Source organism: Pseudonocardia sp. ICBG601 (assembly GCF_020496245.1).
Genome location: NZ_JAHLJA010000139.1, coordinates 1 through 5227, shown reverse-complemented (window position 1 = coordinate 5227; position 5227 = coordinate 1). Strand labels below are relative to the sequence as shown.

The following is a 5227-nucleotide window of genomic DNA, read 5'->3' as shown; positions in this document are numbered from 1 at the left end:
ACGACGCGCTGACCGAGGAGGGCGACGACCCCCGCTGGGCGTTCGGGTCGGGCTTCGAGGACTCCGAGGCCGACATCGTCGCGCCCGTCCCGGACGGCGTCGACCCCGCCGACCTGGCCGCGTACTGTGCTGCTGATGCTCGGCGACGACGCGCTGGTGCTGTCGCACCGGCTCACCGAGTGGGTCTCGAACGCCCCGGAGCTGGAGGAGGAGGTCGCGCTCGCCAACACACGCGCTCGACCTGCTCGGTCAGGCCCGGGTGCTGCTCTCGCGCGCCGGGCACCTGACCGGCCGCGACGAGGACGCGCTGGCCTACTGGCGCGAGGTCGAGGAGTTCCGCTGTGTCGGGCTCGTCGAACCGTCCGCGACGACCTGGACTTCGCCCGGTGCATCGCCCGGCTGCTGGGTGTTCTCCACCTGGCGCCTCGCGCTCCTGCACCGGCTGCAGGGCTCGGCCGACCCGGTGGTCGCCGCCGTCGCCGCGAAGGGGGTCAAGGAGGTCACCTACCACCGCGACCACGCCGCCCGCTGGACGCTGCGCCTCGGCGACGGCACCGGCGAGTCCCACCGCCGCATGCAGGACGCGCTGGGGTGGGTGTGGCCGCACATCGAGGAGCTGTTCCGCACCACCGAGCAGGAACGGCGCCTGGTCGCGGCCGGGGTCGCGGTCGACCCCGCCGACACCCGCGAGGAGGTCGAGACCGTGCTCGCGCAGGTGCTGGAGCGGGCCACGCTGTCCCGCCCGGACGTACCGCCGACCGGCACGGTCGGCGGCCGCGGCGGCCGGCAGGGGCTGCACACCGAGAAGCTGGAGCACGCACTCGTGGTGATGCAGAGCCTGGCGCGCAGACACCCGGGGGCGACATGGTGACCACAGTGGACCTGAGCGACCGTGACCTGAGTGACCGTGACCTCGGTGCCCGCGACGTCGTCGCCCGGGTCGTCGACCCCGAGATGCCGATGCTCACCCTCGACGACCTCGGGGTGGTCCGGTCGGTCTCCGAACAGGACGGCACGGTGACCGTCACGATCACCCCGACCTACTCCGGCTGCCCGGCGATCGAGGAGATGCGGGCCGACATCCGCGGCGCGCTCACCGCGGCGGGTACACGCGCGTCGAGGTGCGGACGGTGTTCTCCCCCGCCTGGAGCACCGACTGGATCAGCGGGGGCCGGGCGCCGCAAGCTCGCCGAGGCCGGCGTCGCACCGCCCGGGAGCGCCCCGCGCACCACCGGGCCGATCCCGCTGACGCTGGACGTGCCGTCGACGGTCGTGCCCTGCCACAGTGCGGGTCGCGGGCGACCGAGGAGCTGTCGCGCTTCGGCCCGACCGCGTGCACCGCGCTGCGCCGGTGCACGACCTGCCGTGAGCCGTTCGAGCACATGAAGGAGATCTGAGGGTGCGTGAGCATCGCAGCGAGCCCTGGCGCGCGAGGAGCGGAGCGTGCCCGGTGATCGACCGAACCGGCGAGGAGCTGTGATGGGCGAACGGCGCGCGGCGGCGTGGCAGGCCCGGGCCAACCAGGCGTACGGCCGGACGACGCTCGCCCTGGACGACGAGATCGAGGCCCTGCTGGCGGAGGGGACCGAGCTCCCCGCCGGCTTCCACCGGCTGGTCGTCACCGGGGTCGACCGGCTGTGCGACGACGCCGTCGCCGTCACCTTCGACGTGCCCGACGACCTGCGCGCGCACTACGACTTCCGCCCGGCCAGTACCTGACCCTGCGGAAGGTCACCGCCGACGGCGAGGAGCGCCGGTCGTACTCGATCTGCTCGGCCGCCGGGACCGCGCCGCGGGTGGGGTGCGCCGGGTCGACGGCGGCCTGTCTCTCCGCGTGGCTGGTCGACGAGGTGGCCCCGGGCGACGTCGTCGAGGTCGGCCCGCCCGCCGGGTCGTTCACCCCGGAGCTGACGGCCGGCACGCACCACGGCCTCGTCGCCGCGGGGTCCGGGATCACCCCGGTGCTGTCGATCGCGGCGTCGCTGCTGGCCGCGCACGACGACACCCGCGTCACCCTCGTCTACGGCAACCGGCGGACCGACACGGTGATGTTCACCGAGGAGATCGCCGACCTGAAGAACCGCTACGGCCCGCGGCTGCACCTGCTCCACGTGCTGTCCCGCGAGCCCACCGAGGCCGAGATCGTCAACGGCAGGCTCGACGCCGACCGGCTGCGGCTGCTGTTCACCGCGCTGGTCGACACCGGCGACGTCGACGACTGGTGGTTGTGCGGCCCGCTCGGGATGACCGAGGCCGCGGTCGCGGTGCTCGGCGAGCTGGGTGTCGAGCGGCGCCGGGTGGCACCGCGAGCTGTTCTACGTCGACGAGCCGCCGCCGGAGCTCGACCGCCACGAGCCCGAGCCGGACGGCGACGGCGCACAGGTCACGGTCGTCCTGAACGGACGGTCGACGACGCTGGCCGTCCCGGCCGGGGCGTACGTCCTCGACGCCGCGCAGAAGGTCCGCGGAGACCTGCCGTTCGCCTGCAAGGGCGGGGTGTGCGGGACCTGCCGGGCGAAGGTGACCGACGGCGAGGTGACCATGCGGCGCAACTACGCGCTGGAGCCCGAGGAGGTCGCCGCCGGTTCGTCCTCACCTGCCAGTCCCGCCCGGTGACGGGGACCGCCACGGTCGACTACGACGCCTGACCACGACGCCTGATACTGGCGGGCATGACCACGTCGCGTCGCGGCCACCCGGTGGGGCCGACCGGGTCGGTCGTGGTGCGCGCGCTCGGCCTGCTCGACGCGTTCGGCCCCGACCGGTCCGCGCTGTCGCTCAGCGACCTCGCCCGGCACGCCGACGTCCCGCTGTCGACGGCCCACCGGCTCGTCGCCGACCTGGCGGCGTGGGGTGCGCTGGAGCGTGACGAGCAGGGCCGCTACCGGATCGGGCTGCGCGTGTGGGAGCTGGGCGCGCTCGCCCCGCGCGGGCAGGCGCTGCGCGAGACGGCACTGCCGTTCCTGGAGGACCTGTCCCGGGTCACCCGGGAGAACGTGCAGCTCGCGGTGCGCGAGGGCGCCGAGGTGGTGTTCGTCGAACGGCTCGCCGGGTCCGGCGCGGTCCCGGTGCAGACCCGGGTCGGGGGGCGTTCGCGCTCACCGCGACCGGGGTCGGCCTGGTGCTGCTCGCGCACTCGCCGCCGGAGCTGCAGGACGAGGTGCTGGGCGGGCGGATCGAGCGCTACACCCCGTTCACCGTGACCGACCCGCAGCGGCTGCGCCGCATGCTCGCCGACGTCCGCCGCGACGGCCACTCGGTCAGCGACCGGCAGGTCACCGACGACGCGCTGTCGGTCGGCGCCCCCGTCTCCGACGCCCGCGGCCAGGTCGTCGCGGCCGTCTCGCTCGTGGTGCGGCACGGCAGCGTGCCCGCTCGTGCGCTGGCCCCGCTGGTGCGCACGACCGCCGCCGGGATCAGCCGCGCGCTCAGCACCACCACGCCCTGAAACCCTTCCATTCTCCGGAAGGCACGTACGGCGCTCGCCCCGTCGCCCCGCATCCTCGCTGCACCACCACCGCGCGGAGACGACGGAGTCCACCATGCGCCCACCACCCGCGGCGGACACCGTCCGCCGCCTGCTCGACGACGCCCCCATGTCCCGCTACCAGTGGGGCGCGGTCGCGGCGTGCGTCCTGCTCAACGTCCTGGACGGCTTCGACGTCCTGGTCATGGCCTTCACCGGCCGTTCGGTCGCCACCGAGTGGGGCCTGTCCGGCAGCCAGCTCGGCCTGCTCCTGTCCGCTGGCCTGGTCGGCATGGCCGCCGGTTCGGTCCTCATCGGACCGTGGGCCGACCGCATCGGGCGACGGCCGATCGTGCTGGGCTGCCTGGTCGTCGCGGGGCTGGCGATGCTGGCCTCGTCCGCGGCGCAGTCCCCCGGTCAGCTCGGCGCGCTGCGGCTGGTCACCGGGCTCGGTGTCGGCGGCATCCTCGCCACCAGCAACGTCGTCGCCGCCGAGTACGCCTCGGCCCGCTGGCGGGGTCTCGCGGTCAGCCTGAACTCCACCGGCTACGCGATCGGGGCCGTCCTCGGCGGCGTGCTCGCCGCCACGCTGATCGGGCAGCTCGGCTGGCGGTCGGTGTTCCTCGTCGGTGGCCTGGCCACCCTGGCGGCGGTCCCGCTGGTCTGGTGGCGGCTGCCGGAGTCGCTGGACTTCCTGCTCGTGCGTCGCCCGGCCGGGGCGCTGGAGCGGGTCAACGTGCTGCTGGCCCGGATGGGGCACGCGGCGCTGCCCGCGCTCCCCGGGGACGCTCCGGTGCGCACCGGTGTCGCGGCGGGTACGGCGCGCTGCTGCGCCCGGCGCTGCGCCGCACCACGGTGCTGCTCTGGATCAGCTTCTTCTGCGTGATGGCCGGGTTCTACTTCGTCACCAGCTGGACGCCGACGCTGCTCGTCGAGGCCGGGCTCTCCCCGGACGCGGGCATCGCGGGCGGCACCCTGCTCAACGTCGGCGGCATCTTCGGCGCCGCCGGGCTCGGCCTGCTCGCCGCCCGGTTCGCGCTGCGGCACGTGCTCGCCGGGTACCTGCTGGCCACCGCGGTGCTGCTCGCCGTGTTCATCGCCAGCCACCTCCTCGCTCGCGGTGGCGTTCGTCGTCGCCGTGCGCTGGTCGGGCTGTTCGTCAACGGCTGCGTCGCCGGGCTGTACGCGATGGCACCGACCTCCTACGGCGCCGACGTGCGCACCACCGGCGTCGGGACCGCGCTCGCGGTCGGCCGGTCCGGGGGCGATCCTCGCGCCGACCCTGGCCGGGGCGCTGCTCGACGGCGGCGCCACCCCGCAGTCGCTCTACCTGCTCTTCGCCGCGGTGTTCGTCGGCGCGGCCGTCCTCGTCCTGCTGCTCCGCCGATCCGGCGCCCCCACCACCCAGGGAGTCCCCGCATGAGCTCGATCCCCCGCGACCAGTGGTACGTCGCCGCCTACTCCGCCGAGATCGGTCGCGAGCTGTTCGCCGCACGATCTGCGACGAGCCGATCCTGTTCTGGCGCACCGAGGCCGGCCAGGTCACCGCGCACGCCGACCGCTGCGTGCACCGCCGGTTCCCGCTGTCCCAGTCCCCGAGCCGGCTCGTCGGCGACACCGTCGTCTGCGGCTACCACGGCTTCACCTACGGCGCCGACGGCGCGTGCGTCGCGGTGCCGGGCCAAAAGCGGGGTGCCGCGCACGGCCCGCCTGGCGGCCTACCCGGTCGTCGAAACAGGACTCGCTGATCTGGGTCTGGAT

At 74.7% G+C, this 5227-nt stretch carries 2 protein-coding genes and 5 pseudogenes; all 7 read left to right on the top strand.

Annotation, left to right across the window (positions count from 1 at the left end; all coding sequences use genetic code 11):
- Nucleotides 1-135: 135 nt before the first annotated feature.
- Nucleotides 136-183, top strand: a pseudogene (locus KPL57_RS72840) (hypothetical protein); the annotation flags it as partial.
- A gap of 76 nt (nucleotides 184-259) precedes the next feature.
- A complete protein-coding gene (gene paaC, locus KPL57_RS27520) occupies nucleotides 260-871 on the top strand; it encodes a 1,2-phenylacetyl-CoA epoxidase subunit PaaC (RefSeq protein ID WP_308253042.1) in 612 nt (203 codons plus the stop codon).
- 83 nt (nucleotides 872-954) lie between these two features.
- Nucleotides 955-1397: pseudogene (gene paaD, locus KPL57_RS27515) on the top strand (1,2-phenylacetyl-CoA epoxidase subunit PaaD).
- A gap of 175 nt (nucleotides 1398-1572) precedes the next feature.
- Nucleotides 1573-2648: pseudogene (gene paaE, locus KPL57_RS27510) on the top strand (1,2-phenylacetyl-CoA epoxidase subunit PaaE).
- A 24-nt stretch (nucleotides 2649-2672) separates the two neighbouring features.
- Nucleotides 2673-3448, top strand: a pseudogene (locus KPL57_RS27505) (IclR family transcriptional regulator).
- A gap of 94 nt (nucleotides 3449-3542) precedes the next feature.
- On the top strand, nucleotides 3543-4352 hold the full coding sequence (locus KPL57_RS27500; RefSeq protein WP_226353702.1) for an MFS transporter: 810 nt from the start codon (nucleotides 3543-3545) through the stop codon (nucleotides 4350-4352).
- Nucleotides 4353-4885: 533 nt separating this feature from the next.
- Nucleotides 4886-5227, top strand: a pseudogene (locus tag KPL57_RS27485) (Rieske 2Fe-2S domain-containing protein); the annotation flags it as partial.